The organism is Bradyrhizobium sp. SZCCHNRI1009, from assembly GCF_032487575.1.
Taxonomy (GTDB): Bacteria; Pseudomonadota; Alphaproteobacteria; order Rhizobiales; family Xanthobacteraceae; genus Bradyrhizobium.
In genome coordinates, this window is sequence record NZ_JAUEUL010000001.1 from 708,119 (window position 1) to 732,563 (window position 24,445).

Sequence of the window (24,445 nt, forward strand, 5' to 3'; positions counted from 1 at the left end):
ATTTTGACGCTCACGAGACGATTTTCATTTCCTGCGAATTTTTACGTTCGATGCTCCTGCCATCCAGCTCGACATGAAAGTTCGATCAGATGTCCTAAAAGTCAACGATCGACTACCTTCTTGCGCGAAAAATGATCGATTCCAATGGTGGCCAAGGTCGTCGACGAAATCAACTAATTCATTGCTGGCAGACTTAGAGTATGAAGCTGCCCAAGGATGCCACTCCCGTAGGGAGCCTGCGGCGCGCATAGGTACATTGGGAGTAAAGAATACAAACCCCTTGATGCTTGATTCTTCGAAGTGTCTCGCAAATACATCTGAGATAAATCCATACTTTTCAGGATAGTTGAATAGGTAGTTGTTGTCATTTGCAATTAGTAATAAGCCTTCAGCTGACGGCATATCAAATGCCTGTTTTGTTGCATCGATTTGTTTCGCTGCCTTTCGAGCTACCTTCTCAATTCTTCGGCGAAAGAGCGTTGCAAGTCGCCAAACCGCGCTCTCCGTCAGGGTGCGACCGCCGGTGCGCCAGTCGGTGATCTCCACTTCCGACATGCCTGCCTTCCGGAGTTCATCCAGAAGCCGACTGAAATCTGCTGGTGAATGGAATGGGTCAGTCTCTAGGCATTTCAGTTCGGCGACGACGTTCTTTTGACGAAAAATGTAGTCTGCGATTTCGCCCTTAAGTTTTTGGGTTTGTGCTAAGCGATCGCAGATCTCGCCACCTTGTTCCTCAACGAAACTGGCAAATGCGGTTGGAATATCTATTGGAGGTGGTCGCTTGTAGGGCCGAACAAAAATTTGAAGGTAGGTCGAATCCAGCCACAACCTTATTCTAAGCCAAAACCTTCGGAATCCAGATAATGTGCTCACCGCGTTTCAATCCACCGTATTTGCCGAGCTTCTTCGGAGGGTATCGGGCGGGATCGAGCAGGTTCCCGGCTCGATAGTCCGGGTTTACGAATATCTATTTGATCCAACGCCAAATCACGTCGAACGCACCAATTGCCTGAATCGCTGTCAGGAAGGTAACAATTATAGTAAGCCAGAACATCCTTCGTGAATAGGTGTCGCTACTCGCGCTGGCGCTTTCAAGAGCAATTCGGAGCCTACGCATCGCTTCGACGGGCGCACCTTGCCCTTGCAGTCCGTCCTGAGCGATCCTCGCAAGTTCTTGATCGGTTAGCTTTTCCCATTCATTGGGCATGACCTGATTTCCTCACCGCTTCTTCCACCCACCTCGCTTGCCTGGCGCGCCACCGGTCGAGCGCGGCGCCGGGCCGAATTCGGGGCCGGACTCGCGGGAGTTGGTCGGCTGGATGATCTTGCTGCTGCCGCCGAACGGCTTGGACGGCAGCTTGGCGTTGGGGCGGTAGGGCAGGGATTCCGGGCCGTGCATCTCGTCGAGATGGGGCTTGTGGACTTTTGAAGCCGAGGGACTGCCCGTGGGGCGCCCCTCACCCCGACCCTCTCCCCGTGAAGAACGGGGAGAGGGGGAGGAGGGACCGTCGTCGCTGCGCGAAGAGCCAGTGAGTTCGTCGAGCAGGGGCGCGAGCGGATCTCTGTCGCGAGACTTTGCTCCCCCACGCCCGCTTCGGCCCTTCAAGGCCGCCGTCGGCAAATTGGCGGCGTCGCCGTATTTCTTGGTGCCGGCGTAGGCGCCGGCCTTGCCCTGGACGGTGCGCTGCTTGGCGGTGGGGTCGTCGACGACGGCGAGCTCTGTGGCGCGGAGGCGCTTGACCTCGTCGCGGAGGCGGGCCGCTTCCTCGAAGTTGAGATCGGCGGCGGCTTCGCGCATGCGGGTTTCGAGGTCGGCCAGGACGGCCTCGAAATTGTGCCCGATGGAGATGACGTCGTCGGTGGTGGTGCCGCCGCCGGTCTCGATCAGCACGTGGTCGCGCTCGTACACCGAGTTGAGGATGTCGCCGATCGACTTCTTGACGCTCTCAGGCGTGATGCCATTGATGGTGTTGTACTCGACCTGCTTCTCGCGGCGGCGGTTGGTCTCGGCGATGGCGCGCTCCATCGAGCCGGTCATCTGGTCGGCGTAGAGGATCACCTTGCCGTCGACGTTGCGCGCGGCGCGGCCGATGGTCTGGATCAGCGAGGTCTCGCTGCGCAGAAAACCTTCCTTGTCGGCGTCGAGGATCGCGACCAGCGCGCATTCGGGAATGTCGAGGCCTTCGCGCAAGAGGTTGATGCCGACCAGCGCATCGAAGGCGCCGAGGCGGAGATCCCGGATGATCTCGATGCGCTCGATCGTGTCGATGTCCGAATGCATGTAGCGGACGCGGATGCCCTGCTCGTGCAGATATTCGGTGAGGTCCTCGGCCATGCGCTTGGTCAGCACCGTGATCAGCGAGCGATAGCCCGCCTGCGCGGTGGCGCGGACCTCGCCGAGGAGATCGTCGACCTGGGTGCGGGCGGGCCGGATGTTGACGGGAGGATCGATCAGGCCCGTGGGGCGGATGACCTGCTCGACGAACACGCCGCCGGCCTCGTTCAGCTCCCAGCCGCCGGGCGTCGCCGACACCGCCACGGTCTGCGGCCGCATCATGTCCCACTCCTCGAACCGCAGCGGGCGGTTGTCCATGCAGGACGGCAGGCGGAAGCCGTATTCGGCCAACGTCGCCTTGCGGCGGAAGTCACCGCGGAACATGCCGCCGATCTGCGGCACCGTGACGTGGCTCTCGTCGGCGAACACCAGCGCGTTGTCGGGGACGTATTCGAACAGGGTCGGCGGCGGCTCGCCGGGCAGGCGTCCGGTCAGATACCGCGAGTAGTTCTCGATGCCGGCGCAGCTCCCCGTCGCCTCCATCATCTCCAAGTCGAAGGTGGTGCGCTGCTCCAGCCGCTGCGCCTCGAGCAGGCGGCCCTGCGCGTGCAACTGGTCGAGCCGCACCTTCAGCTCGGACTTGATCGACTTCATCGCCTGCACCAGGGTCGGGCGCGGCGTCACATAGTGCGAATTGGCGTAGACCTTGATGAACTCCAGCTCGTCCTGCTTGTGGCCGGTGAGCGGATCGAACTCCTCGATATTCTCGACGGTGTCGCCGAACAGGTTCACGCGCCAGGCGCGGTCCTCATAGTGCGCCGGGAAGATGTCGATGACGTCGCCGCGGACGCGGAAGGTGCCGCGGGTGAAATCGTGCTGGGTGCGCTTGTATTGCAGGGCGACGAGGTCGGCGATGAGCTGGCGCTGGTCGATGCGCTCGCCCTTCTTCAGCGCGAAGGTCATCGCGGTGTAGGTCTCGACCGAGCCGATACCGTAGATGCAGGACACCGAGGCGACGATGATGACGTCGTCACGCTCGAGCAGCGCGCGCGTCGCGGAATGGCGCATGCGGTCGATCTGCTCGTTGATCGAGGAATCCTTCTCGATATAGGTGTCGGTGCGCGGGACGTAGGCCTCGGGCTGGTAGTAGTCGTAATAGGAGACGAAATACTCGACGGCGTTGTCGGGGAAGAAGCTCTTGAACTCGCCATAGAGCTGCGCGGCCAGCGTCTTGTTCGGCGCCAGGATGATGGCCGGGCGCTGCGTCGCCTCGATCACCTTCGCCATGGTGTAGGTCTTGCCGGAGCCGGTGACGCCGAGCAGCACCTGGGTGCGGTCGTTGCGCTGGATGCCCTCGACCAGCTCCCTGATCGCCTGCGGCTGGTCGCCCTTGGGTTCATAGGCCGATTTGATCTCGAAGCGGACGCCGCCTTCCGACTTCTCCGGGCGCGGCGGACGATGCGGCGTCCATATCTTGAGCGACCCGTCGTCCTTGCGGAACTCGGGACGGCCCTCGCGGATCAGCGACTCCAGCGCTTCCGCCGTGGCCTTGACGCCGAGCGCCTCCATCTTGCTGCGCGGCGGACGGGCGAGCGCTTCCTCGTCGTCCTCGGCGGTGGGCAGGCCGAGCTGCCGCGCCAGTTCCGGATCGAGCGTCGGGATGGTGGCGGCGGTGCCGTAATTGGCCTGCGGCGCTTCGGCGAGGCCGGAAGCGCCAGTGTTGTTAGAGGGCGCGTCCGCTTGCGCCGCGGCGCTCCCTCCCCCCTTGTGGGGGAGGGGTGGGGAGGGGGGTACTCCAGCACGAGCTGCGTCTGAGTCGTCGGCCAGCGCGGGAGGCGGCGCAGGTCGCGCTGCCACGCTCTCCTCCTCTCCCCCTTGCGGGGAGGAGGCGGGGGTGGATTCACGGGCAGTGTTGCTTGGGGCACCCCCCTCCCCAGCCCTCCCCCACAAGGGAGGAGGGAGCGCAGCGTCCTGCTGGGCTGAAGCTCGTGACGTGTCACGGACGGACGACCGCTCCCCCGCCGGCTGCGGATTCGGCCGCAGCGGCATGGGCCGCGCCGACGCGTCGCCCGTCGCGACCTCGGCGCTCCTGCCCTTCGTCGACGCCCGCGCGCGGTGCGCGGCGGCTTCGCCGCCGCTGCGGCGGTCCCAGGAATTATCCGGCGGAGGCTGCAGTCCCGTTGAGGAACCGATGCCGCTCTCGCCGCGGTTGATGGCGGGATTGAGCAGCTCGGCGAGCGCGGGCCCGATCGGCTGCACGTCGGGCCGGTGCGCTTTCGATTTCGGAGTTCGGCCGGGCTTCTTGGGGGTGTCGGGGGTCTTCGCCATCGCCCGAATATGGGACGGATGAGGCCGACTTGAAAGAGTGATCGGGCGCGCCCGCGAGCCCTGCTGACAGCATGGTGGCAGCAGGACGCCGCGATGCGCATGCGCGCGGACGACCACGCGCGTTCAATGAGCGCGATGGCGTTCCCGCGACGCCGTGCCGACGGTCAATGCCGGGTCGGCTGCTCGACGATGTCGAGATGCACGCCGTGGCAGGCGACGCATTGCAGGGCCCAGTACTCGGAACCGCCGCGGCCGTTGATGACGCTCAGGACGCTCAGCTCTGCATCGCAGTCCGGGCATCGCGTACGCACCGAAAAAGCGAGGTGTTTGACGGCAGGCTCAGCCATGAATTGCAGTCCGCATTACGAATACACTCGGCATTTCGAATTGGCGTTTGGAATGTTGGCTTGGAACCGTCTGGCCGCGCGGGTGGACTCTCGGGGACTTCACTCTCGGAGATTGTTCCACGTCGCGCTATCCGTCTTTTCCCGGGGTTCGGTCGATATCCTCCGTCGCGTGCCTCAAAGTGCGCCGAATCGGTTTGCAGGTGTCAGCCCCACCGCTTGCGAAAGCGGTCGATATGGCTTTTCGCGTCGGCAATCGCCATGTCCGCGTCGGACCAGGCGAAGCCGACTTCGAGCGAGGGGAACGAAACGCCATTGATCACCACCGGGGTCATGTCCGCGCGGCGGATCCGCGCGTGCCACAAGCCGCGTCCTGCTTCGAACGGCTCGATGGCGAAGTCCTCGTACAAATACGTCATTGCGCAGTCCTGGATGTCCCGAACGGCAACGACAGCATGAATTGGTCCGATCATTTGTGAACAGGTTCACACGTCCGCGTCTTTTTTGATCGCGTCCCTGCGTTGAGAATTCCGGGTCGCGGGCTGTGACGCCGCGCGCATGATCCAGCGCCGGAACGCGGCGAAATCACGTTGGCCGGCCTGGAAATGTCGGTAGACAAGATACCAGCGCTCGCCTTTCGGGACGGTCAGTGCGAACGGTGCAACCAGGCGTCCCGCGGCGAGATCGTCGTCGATATAGGGCCGGATGCCCATGGCGACGCCGAGACCGTCGATTGCGGCCTGCAGCGCATGTCCATAGTACTGGAACTCGGTGCCGCGCGCGCTGACGCGCGTGATGCCCGCGGCCTTCAGCCACAGCGCCCAGTCCTCGGCGGCGTGCGACACCCGCAGCAGGCTCGGTCCCTTGAGATCCGCCGGCTTCTTCAAGGTCGCGGCGAGCCGCGGCGTGCACACCGGCACGAGGTCGGCGGCGAACAACCGCTCGGCGACGAGGCCCGGCCAGGCGCCGTCGCCGAGCTTGATGCCGCAGCTCCAATCGTCGCCGAACGGCACCGCCGCTCCGCCGGTGGTGATGCGCACCTCGATGTCCGGCTGCTCGGTGCTGAAATCGGCGAGCCGCGGGATCAGCCATTTCATCGCGAATGTCGGCCCGACGCCCAGCGTCAGCACGCGCATCGATGACGGCGCCATGATCTGCGCGGTCAGGCTCGACAGCGCATCGAAGATCGGCGTCAGCCCGCTCTGATAGGCGCGGCCGGGCGCGGTCAGCGCCAGCCGGTTGGCCTTGCGCTCGAACAGCACCACGCCGAGCCGCTGCTCGAGCAGGTTGACCATGCGGCTGATCGCGGCCGCGGAGACGTTGAGCTCGCTGCCTGCCGCGGCGAAGCTGCCGGTGCGCGCCGCCGCCTCGAACGCCTTGATGCCGTTGAGGAACAGCAGCCGTCTCATCGCGCCCTCAGGAAAACTGATGGAGGGCAAGATAACTCGGTTTGTGCCGATATCGCCAGTGCGACAAATTGCATGGCGAGGAGATCAGCCATGACACCCGCCCTGATTGCAGCGCTCGGATTGCTGATGGTGGCGACGGCGTTCCTGTCGGGCCTGTTCGGCATGGCGGGCGGGCTGATCCTGATCGGTGTGCTCCTGGCGATCATGCCGCTGCCGGCGGCGATGGTGCTGCACGCGGCGACGCAGATGGCATCGAACGGCTGGCGCGCGGTGCTGTGGCGCCGGCACATCCGCTGGCGGCCGGTCGCGGTGTATCTCATCGGCTGCGCGCTGGCGCTCGGCCTGTGGTCGCTGATCCGCTACGTGCCGGACACGCCGATGGCGCTGCTGCTGCTCGGCATCACCCCGTTCATGGCGCGGCTGATGCCGCCCGGCCTGAAGCCCGACCCGGACAGCGTCTGGCAGGGCGCGATCTACGGCACGATCTGCATGGGGCTGATGCTGATGACCGGCGTGTCCGGGCCGCTGCTCGACACGTTCTTTCTCGGCGCGCGGTTCGATCGCAGGTCGATCGTCGCCACCAAGGCGACCTGCCAGGTCGCGAGCCATCTCACCAAGCTGATCTATTTCGGCGGCATCATCGACCAGGCCGCGGGCCTCGATCCGGTGCTCGCGCTCGTTGCCGTGGCGGCGTCGATGCTCGGCACCAGCCTGGCGCGGCGGCTCCTGGAGGCGATGAGCGAGCAGCAGTTCCGCATTTGGGCCACCCGCATCATCACGGCGGTGGCGAGCTATTATATCCTCTATGGCGGCTGGCTGCTGCTGGCCGCGCAGAGCTCGGCGGCGGAGTGAGGCGAGCATGGCCGTATCGGCAGATCCCCTGGTGCTGGACTTCGTCGAGTGGATCGCGCGCGCGCCGCGCCGCCACGCCGAGGTGGTGGCGACGTGGCGGACGAGCTGCCCGCGGCTGACGGTGTGGGAAGATGCCGCCGATCTCGGCTATGTCACGCGCGAGGCGATCGCGGGCGTCGGCATCTTCATCGTCGTCACCGACGCCGGCGCGCAGCTGCTGCGCGACAACGGCCGCGTGGTGCGCTAGAACGGGCCGGAGATGGAGGAAGGACCGGGAATGGCCGTGAAGCTGTATGAACTCGTCGGGACCGATGCGGGCCGCCCGTTCAGCCCGTACTGCTGGCGTACGCGGATGGCGCTGGCGCACAAGGGGCTGAGCACCGAATCGATTCCGTGGCGCTTCACCGAAAAGGCGGCGATCGCGCCGCATGGCTCGGAGAAGGTTCCGGTCATGCTCGACGGCGACCGCGCGGTGGTCGATTCGTGGGTGATCGCCAACTACCTCGAGGACACCTATCCAGACCGGCCGTCGCTGTTCGGCGGCGCCGGCGGCCGCGCGATGGCGCGCTTCATGAATGCCTGGGGCGACATCGCCATCGTCGGCGGCATCTTCCCGCTGATCATCGCCGACATTCCGAACAACCTCGCCGCCGCGGATGCCGATTACTTCCGCAAATCGCGCGAGGCGCGGTTCGGCAAGAGCCTCGAGGAGGTCATGGCCGCGCGCGACCAGGCGGTCATCGGCTTCCGCAGGTCGTTGGAGCCGCTGCGCCAGACCTTGAAGACGCAGGCCTTCATCGGCGGCGATGCGCCCGATTATGCCGACTACATCGTGTTCGGCGGCTTCCAGTGGGCGCGCGTGGTGAGCCCGTTCCGGCTGCTGGAGGAGAGCGACAGCGTCCATGCCTGGCGCGAGCGGCTGCTCGATGCGTTCGACGGGCTGGCGCGCAAGTCGCCCGGCCATCCGGTCTAGCTGGGGACCCGCGGCGGCCGGCGCTCGCGCCAGGCCGCCAGCCCGTCGGCGAGATCGCGGCTGCCGACCAGGCTCGCGAACTGCTCGCTCTCGACCTGCAGCCCTTCGCCGATCGTCATGTTGAGCCCGCGCGTCGCGGCGGTGATGATGCTCCCGACCGTGTCCGGCCCATGGCGGATGATGCGCTGTGCCAGCGCCCGCGCCGCCGGCAACAGCTCGTCATGCGGCACGACGGCGTTGACGAGCCCGATCTCCAGCGCGCGCTGCGCCGGGACAGAATCGCCGGTCAGCAGCAGCTCGAGCCCGCGCTTACGGCCGACCAGCCGCGGCAGCCGCTGCGTGCCGCCGAAGGTCGGCGGCATGCCGAGCCTGATCTCGGGCTTGGCGAAGCTGGCGCGCTCGCTCGCCACCGCCAGATGCACCGCCTCGGTGATCTCGCAGCCGCCGCCGAAGGCGAGCCCGTTGACCGCCGCGATGACCGGCTTGCGGAACGCCTCAAGCCGCGCCGTCATCGCCTGGCCGCGCCGGACGAAGTCGCGCAGCGCCGCGGCACGCCCCTGGCGGACGCTCGCGGTGAATTCGTCGATGTCGGCGCCGGCTGAGAAGGCGCGTTGCCCGGCGCCGGTGAGGATCACGGCCCTGACGCCGGCATCGGTCTCGATGCGGTCGAGCGCGGCCATCAACCGGTCGATCAGCGCGTAGCTGAGTGCGTTCAGCCGCTGCGGCCGGTTCAGCGTGATCAGTGCGATGCGGTCGGAGATGTCGAGCAGGATGAGGTCGGTCATGGCGTCTCGCAGGCTGATGGGTGGAGCAGGCAAAGACTAGGCGCCGCGGCCGCCGTGGTATATTCACTGGTCAGTATACATTGACCGAGCGCCGCCATGCCCCGTTCCTCCGATCCCACGCCCGCCCGCATCGTCGCCGCCGCGAGCCGGCTGTTCTATGCCGAGGGCATCCGCGCCGTCAGCGTCGATGCGGTGGCGGAGAAGGCGGGGGTCACCAAGAAGACGCTGTACTATCATTTCCGCAGCAAGGACGATCTCGTCGCGGCCTATCTCGCCGCGCGCGACCAGCCGAACCTGGCGCTGTTCAAGCGCTGGTTCGATGAGACCGACGGCGCGCTGCCCGACAAGATCGCCGGGATCTTCAACCAGCTCGCCCGCGCCGCGCGGCATCCGAAATGGCGCGGCTGCGGCTTCCTGCGCACCACCGCGGAGCTCGCCAATCTGCCCGGCCATCCCGCCATCAGGATCGGCGCCGCCCACAAGAAGAAGTTCGAGGCCTGGCTGCAGGCGATCTTCGCAGAGCAGGGAATTGCCGAAGCGGGCGTGCTCGCCCGCCAGATGCTGCTGCTGCTCGACGGCGCGTTCGCCGTCGTGCTGCTGCATCGTGACGCCAGCTACATGGAAACCGCGGGCGCGGCGGCACGGACGCTGGTCGCCGCGGCCCTGCCGAAGGGCAAGCGGTCCGCGTCGCGCGCAACCCTCAGCCGGCGCAGCCGCGTCCCCTGACCTGTTCGCCGCGGACGACCGTGGCGACCATCTGGCTCGCCATGCCGTCGAAATCGGATGGCTTGATGTAGCCGGCGGCGTAGGCTTCCTGCGTGAGCCGTTCGATCCTTCGATCCTCGGCGGTCGTCCATACGCCGGCGATATAGGCGGCGCCGGCCGGACCATAGGTCTCGGGGTAGCGCTCGTTCTGGTTCTGCCGATGATAGTAGTAGTGGTTGAGACCGCTGATGAAGTTGTCGCGCTTGGCGCCGCAGCGGTCGCTCCAGGCGAGGTCGAGCGACTTCAGCGCGTCTTCGCGCTGCGAACGCCGGGCGTCCTCGGTGTATTTCTCGTGGTCCTGAAACTCCGCGCCGGTGACGGGCGGAAACGCCGCCGCGGTCGGCGCGTCTGTCAGGAACAGCCGTCCGCCGACCTGCCAGACGACGATGGCCGCAATGATGAAGATCAGCCGGTTCATGGCAGCGCCCGTTTGCTATCGCCGGTCCCGTTGCGCCTGCCTCGTCCGGCACACCGCCGACTCGTCGGACCAGAAAGCGGGTCCGGCGAAGTGCGGGACCTCCTCGCGCACATCAGCCGGAAAGTCCGCCTTGGTGATGCCCTTCTCCTCGAAGGCTTCGAACAACGCCTCCTTCACGCGCTGATCGAGCGGCGTGCCGACGCTGTCGGCCGCCTCCCGAAGCGATTTGTCGGTGCAGATTTTCGCGCCCCAGAACTGCCGCTTGCAGTCCAGCTTGGCAACATAGGCCCGCGTGTAGGCCGTCAGTGCGTCGACCAGGTTCTGCTTCATGGTTGTGTCGCAGGGCGACAGCTTGTAGGCCGTCGCGGCCTGCAACGCGTCCATGCGTAAAACGTCCAGCTTGGGATTCTTGTCGCTCTGCGAGGTGTGCTGCGCGAGCCACGCCTTGCGCTCGAACTCCTTCGATTCTGGGCCGCCGAAGGTCCTGTCGACCGTCGGGGAGAGGGGAGCCACGACCGCCACGGTCCCGGGCGTCGGCGCAGCGAGATTTGATGCGGCTTCAATCGAAGCTGTCTGCATCATGCCCCGCCACGGTCCATCCGGAAGCGGAAACCCCCTGACCGCCCAACTCACACCAGCGAACGCAGCCAAGAATGCCGCACCTGCGGCGCCAATGAATCGCAACATGAAATAAGCCCATCCACCAACGCCGTGCACGGTAGGGCGTGCGGGTTAATGCATCCGATAGGGCCGTGGGCACCGGCGCAACGACGTGAACCGATTGTGACTATGTTCGGTCGCGTTTGAAGACAATGGCAAAGCTGTACGGCCGCTTCACAGGCCGCGGATCTGACGTCACATCCTGGCGGGCAGCACCGAACGGCGTGCGAGCAGCGCCATGGCGGCGTCGAGATCCGGCAGCACGGCCGCCGCATTCGCCCGCGAATGATCGTTCGGCGCCACGATGTCCGGCACCATCAAGGTGATCGCGCCGGCGGCGTGCGCCGAGGCGACGCCGGGATTGGAATCCTCGATCGCGACGCAGGCCGGCGCGCGCGTCCGTAGCCGTTCCGCGGCGAGCAGATAGAGGTCCGGATGCGGTTTGGCACGGGTCACGTCGTCGCGCGTCAGCACCGCATCGAAGCGGTGGTCGATGCCGGCGAGGCCAAGATGCTCCGCCGCCGTGCGGCGCGAGGAGGAGGTGACGACGGCCTTGGGCAGCCCGACCGCGTCGATCGCGTCGAGCAGCGCGATGACGCCGGGTTTCAGCGGCATGCCCGCCTGCAGGATCTCGATGGTCTTGGCCGCGAACAGGCGGTTGACTTCGAGCAGCGGAAAATCGTCGCCGAAATGGTCGCGCAGGGTCTGCTCGTTGTCGGGTCCGGGAATGCCGATCATCGCGTGACAGAGCTCGACGACGCCATCACTATAGCCGAGCGCATTCAGCGCTGCGATTGCCGCTTCGAGATAGACCTTCTCGGTGTCGAGCAGCGTGCCGTCCATGTCGAGCAGGACGGCTTCGACGTGCCAGCGCGTCATGCGCCCGGCTCCGGTTCGCCGGCCAGCCTCTTGAGGCAATTGATGCACAGGCAGTCCTTGAACCGGGTCTGTCCGGTCTCGGGCAGCGGCAGGCGCACGGCCTCTTCGAAGCACCAGCAGGAGCCGCCGGGATCGCAGCTGAACTCCACGCCGCACGACTCACAGATGAGTTGCCGCGCGGCCACGTCTGCTAAACGATTTGTCACCTTCGGAACCACGTCCGATCCACCTCTTTTCATGTCCGGTTCATCTGCGCGGGCAAGTATAGTGCGTGACAATCTGCCGCGCCATCGCAGTCTGCGGTCGCGGCAGCAAACTGCTTCGGGAGCTCCCGTGATGACGGGCCGCTGGTGAGGATGAGGCATGGCGCGTGATGCCCAGGCGGCTCTTGTCGCATTGAATCGCTTCGGCTTCGGCGCGCGTGGCGGCGCCTCGGGCGATCTCGTCAATGCGGCGTCGGACCCGCGCGGCTTCGTCAAGGCCGAGCTCGGCCGTCCCAATGGAGCGCTGCTGGAGGCGCCGGGCTTGCAGTCGACGCCCGCACTCGCCGCTGCCGTCTTCGCCTATCAGGACGAGGTCAAGCGGGCGCGTGAGGCCGCGAAGTCCGAGGCCGCGCCGCAGGAGCCATCCAGTCAGACGCGCGGCCTGTCCACGAGCGGCGCGGATAAAGCCATGGCCGCGCCGCCCTCGGCAGCCCCGGCGGCCGGTGCCGACCCCGCACCCGCGATGCAGGGAGCGCCGGCAAAGCCCGCGCAGGCTCAGCAGCCGCCCAACGTCGTCCAGAAGACGTTCCGTGCCGAAGCGCTGGCGCGGCTGCAGCGCGCCGTGCTCGCCGATTGCGGCTTCACCGAGCGGCTGGTGGCGTTCTGGTCGAATCATTTCTGCATCTCAGCGGGCAAGGGCGAACTGGCGCGGATGTGGGCTGGCGCGTTCGAGCGCGAGGCGATCCGGCCGCACGTGCTCGGGCGCTTCGCCGACATGCTGAAGGCGGTCGAGCAGCATCCGGCGATGCTGTTCTTTCTCGACAACCAGGAATCGCTCGGACCGGACTCGCGCGCCGGCCAGAACCGCAAGCGCGGCCTCAACGAGAATCTCGCGCGCGAGATCATGGAGCTGCACACGCTGGGTGTCGGCGGCGGCTACGGCCAGGAGGACGTGACGTCGCTGGCGCGCATCATCACCGGCTGGAGCTTCGCCGGCCGCAACGCCCGCAACGCGGCGCCCGGCAGCTTCGTGTTCAATGCCAATGCGCATCAGCCGGGGCCGCAAACCCTGCTCGGCAAGGTCTACGGGGATGATGGCCTCGCCCAGGGCGAGGCTGCGCTCGCCGATATCGCGCGGCATCCGTCGACTGCGAAGTTCATCGCCACCAAGCTCGTGCGCCATTTCGTCGCCGATGATCCGCCGCCCGCGCTGGTCGCGCGGCTCGAGGCCGTATTCAAGAAGAGCGACGGCGATCTGAGAGCGGTGACGCTGGCGCTCGTCGATGCCGATGAAGCCTGGTCGGCACCGCTGACCAAGATCCGCTCGCCTTATGAGTTCCTGGTCGCGGGCGGCCGGCTGCTGGCGCGCGTGCCCGAGGATCCCGGCTTCTATCTCAATTCCCTGAACATGCTGGGACAGCCGCTGTGGGCGCCCGCAGGGCCGAACGGATTCGCGGATACCACCGCGATGTGGGCCGCCCCCGAGGGCATGAAGCTGCGGCTGGACATCTCCGCGCAACTCGCCGCGCGTCTCGGCAACAATCTCGATCCCCGTGATCTGCTCGATCTCGCCGCGGGAGACGCGACTTCGACGGAGACGCGGCGCACGATCGAGCGTGCGGAATCGCGCCAGCAGGCGCTGGCGCTGCTGCTGATGTCGCCGGAATTCCAGAGGAGATGACGATGGACCGGATCGCGACCTCGCTGTTGACCTCGCGTCGCCACCTGCTGCTGGCAGGCGCGTCCTTTGCCGCCTGGGGCTATCTGCCGAAATTCGCGCGGGCCGCCGATCGGCGTGATCCACGGCTGATCGTCGTGATCCTGCGCGGCGCGCTCGATGGGCTCGCCACCGTGGCGCCGGTCGGCGATCCCGACTACGCCGGGCTGCATGGCGCGATTGCGCTGACGACGGCGGGACCTAGTCCGGCGCTGCCGCTCGACTCGTTCTTTGCGCTGCATCCGGCGATGCCGGAATTCGCACGCATGTATCGCGACAAGCAGGCGGCGGTGATTCACGCGGTCGCGACACCGTATCGCGAACGCTCGCATTTTGATGGCCAGGACGTGCTCGAAAGCGGCTTCGCCGGTCCCGGCCGCGTGCAATCGGGTTGGCTCAACCGCGCAGTCGAGGCTCTGCCACGCGGCCCCCGCGTCACGGGCGCGCTCGCGGTCGGTCCGACGGCACCGCTGGTGCTACGCGGCGCAGCGCCCACCGTCGGCTGGGCGCCGGTGACCTTGCCGCAGGCCGATGACGACACCGCGACGCGGCTGGTGGACCTCTATGCGCATCGCGATCCCGCATTGGCGGCTGCGCTGTCGCAGGGGCTCAAGCTCGACAAGGTCGCGTTCGGCGACGACATGAAGCCGAAGCCGGGCGGCAACCAGATCGCGGCAATGCGCCAGGTCGCGCGCGGTGCGGCGAAGCTGATCGCGGCGGATGACGGTCCGCGCATTGCGGCGCTGGCGTTCGACGGCTGGGACACCCATGCCAATGAAGGCGGCGCGGTCGGCCGGCTGGCGCAACTCCTGTCGGGTCTCGATGGTGCGCTCGCCGAGTTCGAGAGCGGGCTCGGCCCGCGCTGGCGCGATACGGTCGTGATGGTCGCAACCGAGTTCGGGCGCACCGCGAAGATCAACGGCACGCAAGGCACCGATCATGGCACCGGCACCGTCGCCCTGCTCGCCGGCGGTGCGGTGAAGGGCGGGCGGGTGATCGCCGACTGGCCGACGCTGAAGATGGCCAGCCTCTACCAGGGACGCGATCTTGCGCCGACCACGGATCTGCGCGCGGTGTTCAAGGGCGTGCTCGCCGATCATCTCGGCATCGGTGAGCACGCCCTCGGCGGCGCGGTGTTTCCGGACAGCGCGGCCGTGAAGCCGATCAAGGGGCTCGTGGCGTAGGGATCGCTTGCGCCTGTCCTGATCGGGTCCCGTAGCGTTCAACGTCGCGGCATCAGCGGCGATTGCCGCAGGCGCATTGCATCGCGAAGTCTGCTACTCCCTGGCCTGCGGCATTCATCCCTCAGGAGATCAGCATGTTCATCGCCATGAATCGTTTTCGCGTTGCCAAGGGTTCGGAGGCCGCCTTCGAGCAGGTCTGGCTGTCGCGCGACAGCCATCTCGACAAGGTGCCGGGCTTCGTCGAGTTTCACTTGTTGAAGGGACCGGAAGCCGAGGACCATACGCTCTACGCCTCGCACACCATCTGGGCGTCGAAGGGGGCGTTCGAGGACTGGACCAAGTCCGAAGCCTTCCGCATGGCCCACAAGGGCGCCGGCGACAACAAGCCGCTCTATCTCGGCCCGCCGCAGTTCGAGGGCTTCGAGGTGAGGCAGACGGTGGGTGGGAAGAAGTAGGACGTTGCTCGGGATTTGGATTCGAGCTGCCGCTGCGTAGCCGGTATGCTCCCTCTCCCCGTTCTTCACGGGGAGAGGGTTGGGGTGAGGGGCAGCGGCACGGGTGGTGGTCGTCGCGCTCGCCCGGTCTCGTCAGCTCGTGCTGTATTGCAGTCTCAACGGCTTCAGCACGATGAAGACCTGCGATGAGGTACGGCACATGCGAGGACCAGATCTGAAATCCGTCGGTCTTGCTCGGCGGCTCCGCACTGCCCAGACGAACGCGGAGAACACGCTGTGGGATAAGATACGCAGCCGTCGGCTGGATGGTCACAAGTTTGTTCGGCAGCTCCCGGTCGCAGAATATATCTGCGACTTCGTTTGTCGAGAGAGGCGCCTCATCGTTGAAATTGACGGGGGACAACACAGCGAGTCTAAGCAGGATGTTGTTCGCGATCGCCGTTTAGCGGAGGAAGGCTATCGGGTTCTTCGCTTTTGGAACAACGATGTCCTAGGAAATATCGAAGGCGTTCTGACGCTGATTCAAGATGAGCTGACGCGTGAGTAGTGGGCGCTCTGGCAAGGCTGCACCGCCCGATCCGCTGCCCCTCACCCCAGCCCTCTCCCCGTGAAGAACGGGGAGAGGGAGCCCACCGATCGCACGGCAGCATCTCGCTTTCCGCTCTCAGAGGTGGCCACGCCAAAAAAATGCGGCCCCGGTCAGAGACGGCGACTGACGGGGACCGCTGAAACGCGTGACCGGTGACGGGGATGATCAGGCGCTCAATGGAGCGTAGGCCTGCCCCGTGACGGCGGCGTGACACCGCCCGTTCACAGCGCCTTGCGATAGACGATGAAGCCCGAGCGCTCGGCGACCTTGTCGTAGAGCGCCTGTGCCGTGGTGTTGGTCTCGTGCGTCTGCCAATAGACCCGCGGCGCACCGGCCTGACGCGCTTCGCGGTAGACCGCCTCGATCAGCGCCCGGCCGACGCCCTTGCCGCGGGCGGCCTCGCTCGTGAACAGGTCGTTGAGATAGCAGAGCGGCCCGATCGTGGTGGTGGCGCGATGAAACAGGTAGTGCGCCAGGCCGATCAGCTCGCCGCCGCTCTCGGCGACCAGGGCATGCACCGGCTCGTCGGCATCGAAGAAGCGCGACCATGTCACGGCGGTCACCTCGCTCGGCAGCGCCGTCGGCCCCGAACGGCCGTAGAAGGCGTTGTAGCCGTCCCAGAGCGGCAACCAGCGATCATGATCGTCGCGCGCGATGGCGCGCACAGTGAGGGCTTCGTGCATGAAGGCTTCGCCGTCCGTTTGAGTGTCGACGGCCCCTCGATACGCGCAGCCGCGCCCACGATCAATCCGGGACGGGCAGCACCGGCTCGGTGGCGGGCGGCCGCACCAGCTCGACATAGACAGACCGATCCTCCTCGGTCAGCGGTGAGAACGAAAGCTCGCCCCGCCGCTCGATCAGGATCAGCAGTGACGCCGCCAGCAGGATCGCGAGTGCCAGGGTCACGGCAACGATTACGACCGTTGATTTCATCGCCATTTTGTGCGCGAGACAATCATCGCCTGTTGTCGCGAAAACCGCGAAGGGTTGTCAAAATGGCTTCCTGCTAAGCGGGCATCGACAAGAGGGCGCGGATCGACACCACCGCGATGGTGACGCTGACACCCAATGAGAGCGTGCTGGCCGCGATCGTCGCGACCACGGCGGTGGTCAGGCTCGGCGACAGGGTGAGCGTCGCGTCGTCGTGAAAGCCGCTGACGGGCGCCGGGAGCTCTCGGCGGAGGTCCGGCGTTAGCGGCCATGCCTGGCCGCGAACCCAACTGAACTTCGGAACGGAAGCAAGACGCCACCCGGACATGAAGTCGAAATCCCTTACCCATACATCCGCGAGCGAATCACTCGCAGAGGTAAATTCTAAGGTCGCGCTGGGCAGGATTGCGGCGGCAAATCAGAAAAAAGGGCAGAAACATGGCGTCGGCGGTGATCGTTCCCGCCATCGCGTGTATTTTCCCCGCTGTTCTACGGATAGTCGGTAGTCTTACGGTGAACGTGTCAGCCGTAGTCGGCAGCAATGCCTGCCGAATCGATCAGCGCCGGCTGCCAGTCCATCGCGACGAAGCCGGGCGTCTGCTCGACACGGCGCAGCCAGCTGCGGATCTTCGGGAAGGTCGACAGATCGAAGTCGCAGCGATCGGCGACATGGGTGTAGCCGTAGAGCGCGATGTCGGCGACCGTCAGCTGCTTCGCGGCAAAGTAGTCGTTGCTCTTGAGATGATTCTCCATCACCTGCAGCGCGGCATAGCCGCGCTCCATCCAGTCCTCCAGCGCATGGGTCTGCAGGTCGCGCCCGCCCTTGACCAGCAGCAGCCAAAAATAGGCGGCGCCGATGTTCGGCTCGAGCGCATGCTGTTCGAAGAACATCCACTGCAGCGCTTCGGCGCGCTCGATGCGCTGCTCCGGCACCAGCGGCGTGCCGCCGGCGACATACCAGAGGATCGCGTTCGATTCGGCGATGAAGCGGTCCTCGCCGACCTCCAGCAGCGGCACCTGGCCGCTGGGATTCTTGGCGAGAAAATCCGGCGTGCGGCTCTCGCCGCGCAGGATGTCGATCTCGATCGCCTGATAGGGCGCGTTCAGAAGCGCGAGCGCAAGGCGGACCTTGTAGCTGTTGCCTGACCGCTGCATCGAATAGAGCTTGTACATCCGGCCGGTTTCGAGTTCGAGGAATCAAGGGTTGGACGCATCGCGCATCCGGACGCCAGATCGTCCCGCAATGCGGCCAGACAATGATGCCGATGAGCGCAGGCTGCAAGAGCCGGCGGATGGAAAAAGTCGAAATGCGCTACTGCACTGCACTCTCGAATAACAACTTTCCAATAGATTCAAACAATCGAGATCACGCCTGCGCGATGCGCGCCTGTCCACCGATCTCGACCGCGCGATCGGTGAGTGCGCGGCGCAAGGTCAGCGCGAACAGGGTCATCAGAACGATGAGGCCCAGCGGTATCGTCGTCAGCCCGGCGACGCTGCGCGAGAGCAGCGGCACGATCCAGGCGGCCGCGAGCACGCTGAGCTCGTAGTCGCGAAAGCCGTTCGCGAAGCCGTGCCGGACGAAGAAGATGATCGCGACCGCAACGACGACGAGGTCGTAGTCGAGCACATAGGGCGTCGCCAGCAGGCTCGCGCTCGCCAGTGCCGACGCCTTGAGATCGAACGCAGCCTCGCTCTGCCACAGCCAGGCAAGTCCGGCCGCGAGCGACAGCGCCAGCAGGCTCTGCAGCGCATAGGCGGATCTGATATCGGCGCCCCAATGACGCGCGGCCGAGAACACCGACTGGATCTTCTCCCAGCCGGTGCCGCCTTGCTCGAGCACGACGCTCTGTGTGAAGGTCATCGACTGGAAGAAGGCGTGCCAGACCTCGTTGCCGAGCGCGGCGAAACTGATCGCGACCAGCGCGGCCACCGTGGCGGTTGCCGCAGCAACCGTCGGCCAGCGCGCGCCTGCGAGCAGCGCCACGGGAATGAGCACGCCGAATTGCGGCTTGTAGGCGAGCAGGCCGATCAGGATGCCGGCCGTCCACGGCCGGCCGCGCTCCATCGACAGCAGCGCGCCGCCGAGCAGCGCCGCGGTGAAGAATGCATTCTGGCCGTGACCGATGTTGACGAACACGGCGGGAAATGCGGTCGCGACCAGCAGGGTCTCGGAGCGCGGCAGGATCGCGCGCATGACCGCGAGGTACGCGAGCAGGCTCGACACGACCCAGAGCGCGAGCCCTCCGGCATAGGGCAGAAGGGCGGTGATGGCGGCGATCGCGAAGAAGAACGGCGGGTAGTGCCAGCCGAAGAACGGCACGTCGCGGCCGTCGAACACCGCCTTTTCCATCGCATGCTGCAGCGGCGGATCATAGGCGTCGGCCGCCTTGCCCTGAAGGGTCAGCACGCCTGCCGCATAGACGTTGGAGAAGTCGGTGCCGATCGGCTTGCCGTTGCGGTCGATCAGGCCATCGGACAGCGCGATCCAGCCGGCGATGGCCGCGACCGTGACCGCGAGCAGGATCCAGCTGTAGGACTTGATCCGCGTGGCCGTCAGCCAGTCGCCGGATCGCAGGGCGTACCCGATATTGGTCATTTCGGCCTGAAACTCTGGACAATCGTGGGGGCCACGCTAGCGGGGCCGCTTTAACGTTCCCTAAAGTCTTGGGAGCCATGTGCCCAAGCTTCTTGCGATGCAGCGCCCGGGGCCTTAAAAGCAAGCGTTTCCCTGACATGACTGGTCGTGGCCCGAAAAGGGTGATCCACGACGCCTGCATAGGAGCTGATGATGTCCTTTCTCGCCGCTGCGCTCGACCGTGTGAAGCCGTCCGCGACCATCGCGGTCACGGACAAAGCGCGCGTCCTCAAAGCGGCGGGGCGCAACGTCATCGGGCTGGGCGCCGGCGAGCCGGATTTCGACACGCCCGACAACATCAAGCAGGCCGCGATCAAGGCGATCCAGGACGGCAAAACCAAGTATACCGCGGTCGACGGCATCCCCGAGCTGAAGGAAGCCATCATCGGCAAGTTCCAGCGCGAGAACGGCCTGACCTACAAGCCGAACCAGGTGATCGTCGGCGTCGGCGGCAAGCAGGTGCTGTACAATGCGCTGATGGCGACCATCAATCCCGGCGACCAGGTGATCATCCCGGCGCCGTACTGGGTCAGCTATCCCGAGATGGTGGCGCTCGCCGGCGGCGAGCCGGTGCCGGTGGTCTGCACAGCCGCGCATGGCTTCAAGCTGCAGCCGGAGGCGCTGGAGAAGGCGATCACGCCGAAGACCAAATGGCTGATCCTGTGCTCGCCGTCGAACCCGACGGGCGCGGCCTACACCAAGGCCGAGCTGAAGGCGCTCACCGAGGTGCTGGTCAAGCATCCGCATGTCTGGATCATGACCGACGACATGTATGAGCATCTGGTCTATGACGACTTCGTGTTCACCACGCCGGCACAGGTCGAGCCCTCGCTGTACGACCGCACGCTGACCGTGAACGGCGTCTCCAAGGCCTATTGCATGACCGGCTGGCGCATCGGCTATGCCGGCGGCCCGGCGCAGCTGATCAAGGCGATGGCGACGATCCAGTCGCAGTCGACCTCCAACCCGTGCTCGATCGCGCAATGGGCTGCCGTCGAAGCCTTGAATGGTCCGCAGGACTTCATCCCGGCCAACAACAAGGTGTTCAAGGAGCGCCGCGACCTCGTGGTGTCGATGCTGAACCAGGCCAGCGGCATCGAATGCCCGCGCCCCGAGGGCGCGTTCTACGTCTATCCGTCCTGCGCCGGCACGATCGGCAAGACCGCGCCGTCGGGCAAGGTGATCGACAATGACGAGGCCTTCGTCACCGAGCTGCTGGAGACCGAGGGCGTCGCGGTGGTGCACGGCTCGGCATTCGGCCTCGGCCCGGCATTCCGCATCTCCTACGCGACCAAGACCTCCGACCTCGAGGACGCCTGCAAGCGCATCCAGCGCTTCTGCGGCAATTTGAGGTAATCGGGCAACAGCGACCTTTGAATCTCTAAAGGTCAATTTCCGCACAGAAAGGCGCCATGTTTTGAACATGGCGCCTTTCTTTTGTCCGGGATCAAGTTGCGTGGCGTAAGGTTGGAGTTCGATGCGGCTGCTTGTGCTGTCGATCGTGGCGATGGTGATGCTCGTGCCGCTCGCGCAGGCCCATCAGGGCCGCCCGATGCGTGCGGGGGTTCTGGAGTGCGAGGGCCGCCGGACGGCCGGCAAGCTCGTGATGTCACAGGCCCGTCTGCGCTGCGTCTTCCGCAGCCAGGGCCGCGCGCCGGAGCGTTATGTCGCCAAGGTCCGCCGCTACGGTCTCGATCTCGGACTGACGGATCAGACCCGGATGGCGTGGGCGGTGTACGCGCCGGTCAACGATTTCGGCCGCAGCGAGCTGCGCGGGCGCTATGGCGGATTGTCGGCCAACGCCGCCGCGCTGGTCGGCTTCGGCGGCAGCTTCCTGGTGCGCGACACCGATCGCGCCACCCAACTGCAGCCGATCAGCCTGCAGGGGCAGACCGGCATGAACCTCGCCGCGGGAATCACCGAGGTCGAGCTGGTGCCGCTGCTGCCGATCCATCCGAGCCCGAGCCAGCCCTCGTCCTACTTCTCGCGCTACTATCGCTGAGCACGGCGACAATGCCTCGCAGCCGCGCTGCGCTGGTCGAGGCCGTGAGTCGTTCAGCCAGATGAACGGCGCGCCGCTTCTGGTGCGGCTGTAAGCCTTGTGGCATAGATGTGATGGCTCGTGATCATCAGTCCCGATCACCGAGCGCCGCATCACATGTTCATTTCAGCCGGAGTTTTATTCATGCGCTCGACCATCCTCGCCGGGCTCACCGCTGCGGCCGTCCTCTGCATCGGCGGCGCTGCCCAGGCGCAAGATCGCGTGCGGGTCGGCGTCCTCGAATGCCGCGGCGGCGCCAGCGTCGGCTTCATCGTCGGCTCGGTCACCCATCTCGGCTGCGTGCTGCGCGCCGACGGGCTGCCGGAGGATCGTTACGTCGCGACCATCCGCAAGGTCGGCCTCGATCTCGGCATCACCCAGGAATCGCTGCTGGCCTGGGTGGTCTATGCGCCGGTCGCGCGGCTCGGGCCGGGCGATCTCTCCGGCGATTATGCCGGTGCGCAGGGTTCGGCCGCGGTCGGCGTCGGTGTCGGCGGCAACGTGCTGGTCGGCGGCTCCGCCAACTCGATCGCGCTGCAGCCGCTCAGCGTCCAGGGCCAGGTCGGCATCAGCGTCGCGGCGGGGCTGCAAAGCCTCGAATTGCGCCCGGGTCGGTGATCTTCCCTTTGCCGTGAACAGCGCTCTTCCCGCCATCGTGCGGGAAGACGGTGGGATCCCCCGCACTGCAGCAACGTTTTTCGCAGGCCGCCTGCTTGCCAAAGCGGCAGCCGAGGCAGAGCATTTGGCTTTGCCGACCCAATCAAGGGCCGAGCTCCACAACGAGGAGGCGGCGAATGGGACAAGACCTGAGAAGTCCCCGAGGTCCACGGTGCATCGCGCTGGTGGGCCCTTTCCAAAGCGGTAAAACCACTCTCTTGGAGGCGATCCTGGCGCGGACGGGCGCGATCGCGCGCGCGGGCAGCGTCGACGCCGGCACGTCCGTCGGCGATGCCAGCCCGGAGGCGCGCCAGCACAAGATGAGCGTCGCCATGACGGCGGCGACGACGACCTTCATGGGCGACAGCTACACCTTCCTCGATTGTCCCGGCTCGATCGAGTTCATCCACGACATGCGCGCCGCGCTGCCGGCGGTCGATGCGGCGATCGTGGTCTGCGAGGCCGATGAGAAGAAGCTGCCGCAATTGCAGATCATCCTGCGCGAGCTCGAGGAACTGCGCATCCCGCGTTTCCTGTTCCTCAACAAGATCGACCGCGCCAATGCACGTGTCAGGGAGACGCTCGCGACCTTGCAGCCGGCCTCGCGCGTGCCGCTGGTGCTGCGCCAGATCCCGATCTGGAACGGCGAGCTGATCGAGGGCTTCGTCGACCTCGCATTGGAGCGCGCCTTCATCTATCGCGAGCACAAGGCCAGCGAGGTGATCGCGCTCGAAGGCGGCGATCTCGACCGTGAGAAGGAGGCGCGCTTCTCGATGCTGGAGAAGCTCGCCGATCACGACGATTCGCTGATGGAGCAGCTGCTGGAGGACATCCCGCCGCCGCGCGACGCCGTGTTCGATGATCTCGCGCGCGAATTGCGCGAGGGACTGATCTGCCCGGTGCTGCTGGGCTCGGCGTTGCGCGAGAACGGCGTGCTGAGGCTGATGAAGGCGCTGCGCCACGAGGCGCCCGGAATCGCCGAGACCGCGCGGCGGCTCGGTGTGAAGGACACCAAGGAGGCGCTCGGCTATGTCTTCAAGACGCTGCATCTGCAGCATGGCGGCAAGCTGTCATTGACGCGGGTGCTGTCCGGCCATCTCGACGACGGCGCGACGCTGCATGCCGCCTCGGGCGAGGCGGCGCGCGTGTCCGGCATCCTGGCTGCCACCGGCGCCTATGACAGCAAGCGCGCGGGCGCCGAGGCCGGGGACACGGTGGCGCTCGGCAAGCTCGATGCGGTCAAGACCGGCGATACGGTTGCGACCGGCAAGACGGCGCCACCGCCGCTGGCAAAGGTGGAGGCGTGCCCGCCGGTGCTGGCGCTCTCGATCGCCGCCGTGGACCGCAAGGACGACGTCAAGCTCGGCCAGGCCTTGCAGCGGCTGCATGAGGAGGATCCGTCGCTGACCATGGTGCAGAACCCGCGCACCCACGACACCGTGCTGTGGGGGCAGGGCGAGATGCATCTGCGCGTTGCGCTGGAGCGGCTGCGCGACCGTTTCGGCGTCAACGTCAAATCGCACCAGCCCGCGATCGGCTATCAGGAGACCATCCGCAAGCCGATCACGCAGCGCGGCCGCCACAAGAAGCAGTCCGGCGGGCACGGCCAGTTCGGCGACGTCGTGCTCGACATCAAGCCGCTGCCGCGCGGCGAAGGCTTCCGCTTCGCCGAGAAGGTGGTCGGCGGCGCGGTGCCGCGCAACTACATCCCGGCGGTGGAGGAGGGTGTCGTCGACGCAATGGCCCGCGGCCCCCTGGGCTTTCCGGTGATCGACGTCGAGGTGACGCTCACCGACGGCTCCTATCACAGCGTCGATTCGTCCGACCTCGCGTTCCGCACCGCGGCGCGGGCCGGCGTCAGCGAAGGCCTGCCGCAATGCGCGCCGGTGCTGCTGGAGCCGATCCATACCGTCGAGATCGTCTGCCCGACGGAAGCGACCGCCAGGATCAACGCGATCCTGTCGGCGCGGCGCGGCCAGATCCTGTCCTTCGATACCCGTGACGGCTGGCCGGGCTGGGACTGCGTGCGGGCGATGATGCCGGAGGCGGAGATCGGCGAGTTGATCGTCGAACTGCGCTCGGCCACCGCCGGCGCCGGCAGCTTCACCCGCCAGTTCGACCATATGGCCGAGGTGACCGGCCGCGCCGCCGATCACATCATCGCGTCCCACCGCGACGCCGCCTGAGCCGAACGCACCGCGCCGAACAGCACCGGCCCGTCATCCTCTCTCGGGATGGCGGGCCGGATCGCGTCATGGCCGTCGCTCGCGCGCGCAGGGGACGGACGGCGAGGGCCGGGTTCCAGCTTGCGTCCGAGATCAGTTTATGATGTATTTTACATCA

General features: G+C 66.1%; 28 protein-coding genes. 12 read left to right on the forward strand and 16 right to left on the reverse strand.

Annotated elements, in window-relative coordinates; all coding sequences use genetic code 11:
- Positions 1-24: 24 nt before the first annotated feature.
- The 6 genes from QX010_RS03285 to QX010_RS03310 all read right to left on the reverse strand — a co-directional run bounded on the left by QX010_RS03285 (position 25) and on the right by QX010_RS03310 (position 6,356).
- Positions 25-828, reverse strand: coding sequence for a hypothetical protein (locus QX010_RS03285; protein ID WP_316177572.1), 804 nt, complete (start codon positions 826-828; stop codon positions 25-27).
- Positions 829-967: 139 nt separating this feature from the next.
- Positions 968-1,207 carry a hypothetical protein gene (locus QX010_RS03290; RefSeq protein WP_316177574.1) on the reverse strand — a complete coding sequence of 80 codons (240 nt, stop codon included), beginning with the start codon at positions 1,205-1,207 and terminating at the stop codon, positions 968-970.
- A 12-nt stretch (positions 1,208-1,219) separates the two neighbouring features.
- Positions 1,220-4,603 (reverse strand): excinuclease ABC subunit UvrB, encoded by a 3,384-nt coding sequence (gene uvrB / locus QX010_RS03295; protein ID WP_316177576.1) that lies wholly within the window; start codon positions 4,601-4,603, stop codon positions 1,220-1,222.
- 164 nt (positions 4,604-4,767) lie between these two features.
- Entirely contained in the window at positions 4,768-4,950 is a 183-nt protein-coding gene (locus QX010_RS03300; RefSeq protein WP_315714095.1) for a hypothetical protein, read from the reverse strand.
- 203 nt (positions 4,951-5,153) lie between these two features.
- Positions 5,154-5,366 (reverse strand): hypothetical protein, encoded by a 213-nt coding sequence (locus tag QX010_RS03305; protein ID WP_315803493.1) that lies wholly within the window; start codon positions 5,364-5,366, stop codon positions 5,154-5,156.
- A gap of 66 nt (positions 5,367-5,432) precedes the next feature.
- Positions 5,433-6,356, reverse strand: coding sequence for a LysR substrate-binding domain-containing protein (locus QX010_RS03310; protein WP_316177577.1), 924 nt, complete (start codon positions 6,354-6,356; stop codon positions 5,433-5,435).
- A 90-nt stretch (positions 6,357-6,446) separates the two neighbouring features.
- Between QX010_RS03310 and QX010_RS03315 the strand changes: the two genes are divergently transcribed.
- Genes QX010_RS03315 through QX010_RS03325 form a run of 3 tightly spaced genes read left to right on the forward strand, consistent with a single transcriptional unit; the run spans position 6,447 to position 8,181 of the window.
- A complete protein-coding gene (locus tag QX010_RS03315; protein ID WP_316177579.1) occupies positions 6,447-7,208 on the forward strand; it encodes a sulfite exporter TauE/SafE family protein in 762 nt (253 codons plus the stop codon).
- 7 nt (positions 7,209-7,215) lie between these two features.
- Positions 7,216-7,455 carry a hypothetical protein gene (locus QX010_RS03320; RefSeq protein ID WP_316177581.1) on the forward strand — a complete coding sequence of 80 codons (240 nt, stop codon included), beginning with the start codon at positions 7,216-7,218 and terminating at the stop codon, positions 7,453-7,455.
- 30 nt (positions 7,456-7,485) lie between these two features.
- Positions 7,486-8,181 (forward strand): glutathione S-transferase family protein, encoded by a 696-nt coding sequence (locus QX010_RS03325; RefSeq protein WP_316177583.1) that lies wholly within the window; start codon positions 7,486-7,488, stop codon positions 8,179-8,181.
- Here the strand turns inward: QX010_RS03325 and QX010_RS03330 are convergent.
- Complete coding sequence (locus tag QX010_RS03330) at positions 8,178-8,966, reverse strand: crotonase/enoyl-CoA hydratase family protein (RefSeq protein WP_316177585.1); 789 nt, start codon at positions 8,964-8,966, stop codon at positions 8,178-8,180. The genes QX010_RS03325 and QX010_RS03330 overlap by 4 nt on opposite strands.
- 96 nt (positions 8,967-9,062) lie before the next feature.
- Between QX010_RS03330 and QX010_RS03335 the strand changes: the two genes are divergently transcribed.
- Positions 9,063-9,692: a helix-turn-helix domain-containing protein gene (locus QX010_RS03335; protein WP_316177587.1), complete on the forward strand. Its 630-nt coding sequence runs from the start codon at positions 9,063-9,065 to the stop codon at positions 9,690-9,692.
- Here QX010_RS03335 and QX010_RS03340 read toward each other — a convergent pair.
- The 4 genes from QX010_RS03340 to QX010_RS03355 all read right to left on the reverse strand — a co-directional run bounded on the left by QX010_RS03340 (position 9,667) and on the right by QX010_RS03355 (position 11,906).
- The gene (locus tag QX010_RS03340) at positions 9,667-10,149 is read right to left on the reverse strand and encodes a hypothetical protein (RefSeq protein WP_316177588.1); all 483 of its coding nucleotides are present in this window, start codon (positions 10,147-10,149) and stop codon (positions 9,667-9,669) included. The two genes, QX010_RS03335 and QX010_RS03340, sit on opposite strands and share 26 nt — an antisense overlap.
- A gap of 15 nt (positions 10,150-10,164) precedes the next feature.
- A complete protein-coding gene (locus QX010_RS03345) occupies positions 10,165-10,800 on the reverse strand; it encodes a hypothetical protein (RefSeq protein WP_316177589.1) in 636 nt (211 codons plus the stop codon).
- Between the two features lie 204 nt (positions 10,801-11,004).
- Positions 11,005-11,688 (reverse strand): HAD family phosphatase, encoded by a 684-nt coding sequence (locus tag QX010_RS03350; RefSeq protein WP_316177591.1) that lies wholly within the window; start codon positions 11,686-11,688, stop codon positions 11,005-11,007.
- Positions 11,685-11,906, reverse strand: coding sequence for a cysteine-rich CWC family protein (locus QX010_RS03355; RefSeq protein ID WP_316177593.1), 222 nt, complete (start codon positions 11,904-11,906; stop codon positions 11,685-11,687). Before QX010_RS03355 ends, QX010_RS03350 begins: the two co-directional genes overlap by 4 nt.
- Before the next feature lie 145 nt (positions 11,907-12,051).
- Here QX010_RS03355 and QX010_RS03360 point away from each other — a divergent pair, with 145 nt between their 5' ends.
- The 4 genes from QX010_RS03360 (at position 12,052) to QX010_RS03375 (ending at position 15,794) form a co-directional block, all read left to right on the forward strand.
- Positions 12,052-13,572: a DUF1800 family protein gene (locus QX010_RS03360; RefSeq protein ID WP_316177595.1), complete on the forward strand. Its 1,521-nt coding sequence runs from the start codon at positions 12,052-12,054 to the stop codon at positions 13,570-13,572.
- Positions 13,569-14,792, forward strand: coding sequence for a DUF1501 domain-containing protein (locus QX010_RS03365; protein ID WP_316177596.1), 1,224 nt, complete (start codon positions 13,569-13,571; stop codon positions 14,790-14,792). The genes QX010_RS03360 and QX010_RS03365 overlap by 4 nt, the downstream gene beginning before the upstream one ends.
- A gap of 134 nt (positions 14,793-14,926) precedes the next feature.
- Positions 14,927-15,247, forward strand: coding sequence for an antibiotic biosynthesis monooxygenase (locus tag QX010_RS03370; RefSeq protein WP_315803304.1), 321 nt, complete (start codon positions 14,927-14,929; stop codon positions 15,245-15,247).
- Positions 15,248-15,350: 103 nt separating this feature from the next.
- Positions 15,351-15,794 (forward strand): endonuclease domain-containing protein, encoded by a 444-nt coding sequence (locus tag QX010_RS03375; protein ID WP_316177599.1) that lies wholly within the window; start codon positions 15,351-15,353, stop codon positions 15,792-15,794.
- Positions 15,795-16,057: 263 nt separating this feature from the next.
- On the opposite strand, the gene QX010_RS03380 is transcribed toward QX010_RS03375, so the two are convergent.
- The 5 genes from QX010_RS03380 to QX010_RS03400 form a co-directional block, all read right to left on the reverse strand.
- Positions 16,058-16,519 carry a GNAT family N-acetyltransferase gene (locus QX010_RS03380; RefSeq protein ID WP_316177600.1) on the reverse strand — a complete coding sequence of 154 codons (462 nt, stop codon included), beginning with the start codon at positions 16,517-16,519 and terminating at the stop codon, positions 16,058-16,060.
- A gap of 61 nt (positions 16,520-16,580) precedes the next feature.
- Positions 16,581-16,775, reverse strand: coding sequence for a hypothetical protein (locus QX010_RS03385; protein ID WP_315803307.1), 195 nt, complete (start codon positions 16,773-16,775; stop codon positions 16,581-16,583).
- Positions 16,776-16,842: 67 nt separating this feature from the next.
- Positions 16,843-17,094 (reverse strand): hypothetical protein, encoded by a 252-nt coding sequence (locus QX010_RS03390; protein ID WP_316177602.1) that lies wholly within the window; start codon positions 17,092-17,094, stop codon positions 16,843-16,845.
- Positions 17,095-17,288: 194 nt separating this feature from the next.
- Positions 17,289-17,939, reverse strand: coding sequence for a glutathione S-transferase family protein (locus QX010_RS03395; protein WP_315803309.1), 651 nt, complete (start codon positions 17,937-17,939; stop codon positions 17,289-17,291).
- Positions 17,940-18,132: 193 nt separating this feature from the next.
- Complete coding sequence (locus QX010_RS03400) at positions 18,133-19,365, reverse strand: glycosyltransferase family 87 protein (protein WP_316177604.1); 1,233 nt, start codon at positions 19,363-19,365, stop codon at positions 18,133-18,135.
- A gap of 192 nt (positions 19,366-19,557) precedes the next feature.
- Between QX010_RS03400 and QX010_RS03405 the strand changes: the two genes are divergently transcribed.
- From QX010_RS03405 to QX010_RS03420, 4 genes are all read left to right on the forward strand, one after another.
- The gene (locus QX010_RS03405) at positions 19,558-20,760 is read left to right on the forward strand and encodes a pyridoxal phosphate-dependent aminotransferase (RefSeq protein WP_316177606.1); all 1,203 of its coding nucleotides are present in this window, start codon (positions 19,558-19,560) and stop codon (positions 20,758-20,760) included.
- Between the two features lie 121 nt (positions 20,761-20,881).
- Entirely contained in the window at positions 20,882-21,406 is a 525-nt protein-coding gene (locus QX010_RS03410; protein WP_315803311.1) for a DUF992 domain-containing protein, read from the forward strand.
- A gap of 183 nt (positions 21,407-21,589) precedes the next feature.
- A complete protein-coding gene (locus QX010_RS03415; RefSeq protein ID WP_315803312.1) occupies positions 21,590-22,063 on the forward strand; it encodes a DUF992 domain-containing protein in 474 nt (157 codons plus the stop codon).
- Positions 22,064-22,239: 176 nt separating this feature from the next.
- On the forward strand, positions 22,240-24,288 hold the full coding sequence (locus tag QX010_RS03420) for an elongation factor G (protein ID WP_316177608.1): 2,049 nt from the start codon (positions 22,240-22,242) through the stop codon (positions 24,286-24,288).
- The last annotated feature ends 157 nt before the right edge of the window (positions 24,289-24,445 follow it).

Coding starts and splice junctions, on each gene's coding strand:
- QX010_RS03290 (WP_316177574.1), bottom strand. CDS start 1,207: ATGCCCAATGAATGGGAAAAGCTAACCGATCAAGAACTTGCGAGGATC.
- uvrB (WP_316177576.1), bottom strand. CDS start 4,603: ATGGCGAAGACCCCCGACACCCCCAAGAAGCCCGGCCGAACTCCGAAA.
- QX010_RS03300 (WP_315714095.1), bottom strand. CDS start 4,950: ATGGCTGAGCCTGCCGTCAAACACCTCGCTTTTTCGGTGCGTACGCGA.
- QX010_RS03305 (WP_315803493.1), bottom strand. CDS start 5,366: ATGACGTATTTGTACGAGGACTTCGCCATCGAGCCGTTCGAAGCAGGA.
- QX010_RS03310 (WP_316177577.1), bottom strand. CDS start 6,356: ATGAGACGGCTGCTGTTCCTCAACGGCATCAAGGCGTTCGAGGCGGCG.
- QX010_RS03315 (WP_316177579.1), top strand. CDS start 6,447: ATGACACCCGCCCTGATTGCAGCGCTCGGATTGCTGATGGTGGCGACG.
- QX010_RS03320 (WP_316177581.1), top strand. CDS start 7,216: ATGGCCGTATCGGCAGATCCCCTGGTGCTGGACTTCGTCGAGTGGATC.
- QX010_RS03325 (WP_316177583.1), top strand. CDS start 7,486: ATGGCCGTGAAGCTGTATGAACTCGTCGGGACCGATGCGGGCCGCCCG.
- QX010_RS03330 (WP_316177585.1), bottom strand. CDS start 8,966: ATGACCGACCTCATCCTGCTCGACATCTCCGACCGCATCGCACTGATC.
- QX010_RS03335 (WP_316177587.1), top strand. CDS start 9,063: ATGCCCCGTTCCTCCGATCCCACGCCCGCCCGCATCGTCGCCGCCGCG.
- QX010_RS03340 (WP_316177588.1), bottom strand. CDS start 10,149: ATGAACCGGCTGATCTTCATCATTGCGGCCATCGTCGTCTGGCAGGTC.
- QX010_RS03350 (WP_316177591.1), bottom strand. CDS start 11,688: ATGACGCGCTGGCACGTCGAAGCCGTCCTGCTCGACATGGACGGCACG.
- QX010_RS03360 (WP_316177595.1), top strand. CDS start 12,052: ATGGCGCGTGATGCCCAGGCGGCTCTTGTCGCATTGAATCGCTTCGGC.
- QX010_RS03365 (WP_316177596.1), top strand. CDS start 13,569: ATGACGATGGACCGGATCGCGACCTCGCTGTTGACCTCGCGTCGCCAC.
- QX010_RS03370 (WP_315803304.1), top strand. CDS start 14,927: ATGTTCATCGCCATGAATCGTTTTCGCGTTGCCAAGGGTTCGGAGGCC.
- QX010_RS03380 (WP_316177600.1), bottom strand. CDS start 16,519: ATGCACGAAGCCCTCACTGTGCGCGCCATCGCGCGCGACGATCATGAT.
- QX010_RS03385 (WP_315803307.1), bottom strand. CDS start 16,775: ATGGCGATGAAATCAACGGTCGTAATCGTTGCCGTGACCCTGGCACTC.
- QX010_RS03390 (WP_316177602.1), bottom strand. CDS start 17,094: ATGTCCGGGTGGCGTCTTGCTTCCGTTCCGAAGTTCAGTTGGGTTCGC.
- QX010_RS03395 (WP_315803309.1), bottom strand. CDS start 17,939: ATGTACAAGCTCTATTCGATGCAGCGGTCAGGCAACAGCTACAAGGTC.
- QX010_RS03400 (WP_316177604.1), bottom strand. CDS start 19,365: ATGACCAATATCGGGTACGCCCTGCGATCCGGCGACTGGCTGACGGCC.
- QX010_RS03405 (WP_316177606.1), top strand. CDS start 19,558: ATGTCCTTTCTCGCCGCTGCGCTCGACCGTGTGAAGCCGTCCGCGACC.
- QX010_RS03410 (WP_315803311.1), top strand. CDS start 20,882: ATGCGGCTGCTTGTGCTGTCGATCGTGGCGATGGTGATGCTCGTGCCG.
- QX010_RS03415 (WP_315803312.1), top strand. CDS start 21,590: ATGCGCTCGACCATCCTCGCCGGGCTCACCGCTGCGGCCGTCCTCTGC.
- QX010_RS03420 (WP_316177608.1), top strand. CDS start 22,240: ATGGGACAAGACCTGAGAAGTCCCCGAGGTCCACGGTGCATCGCGCTG.